Genomic DNA, 309 nt, shown 5'->3' with positions numbered 1-309 from the left:
GTCGATCTTTCGCCTGACGACACCGATGCAGCGCCGGGCACGGATGCAGCGGGCAATCCGAGCGCGGCAGCGTCGGGTCCGGAAGCCGCGGCGCCGGCTGGCACCCAGGCCGCGGCGCCCGACAGCGCGAAGCTGGCCGCGCCGGCGCCGAAATCGGAAGACCGCATCGCCCAGGTGCTGCAGGAGGCCGACAAGGGGACCAGCAACGACGTGGTCGCCGTTGCGCCGCGCAAGGTCAAGACCATGATGGTGAAGCCTGACGGCTCGCTGGTTCCGCGCGAGGATCCGGTTCCTGCCGCGCCGCAAGTC

The 309-nt window shown here is 71.5% G+C and carries 1 pseudogene; it reads left to right on the top strand.

From position 1 onward, the window contains the following. Positions 1-309 (top strand): annotated as a pseudogene (locus EN862_RS35495) (hypothetical protein); the annotation flags it as partial.

Origin of the sequence: Mesorhizobium sp. M2E.F.Ca.ET.219.01.1.1, from assembly GCF_004016445.2 — a bacterium.
In the GTDB taxonomy this organism is placed as follows: domain Bacteria; phylum Pseudomonadota; class Alphaproteobacteria; order Rhizobiales; family Rhizobiaceae; genus Mesorhizobium.
Note: the sequence above shows the minus strand (reverse complement) of the source record. Positions and strands in the feature narration are given on the sequence as shown.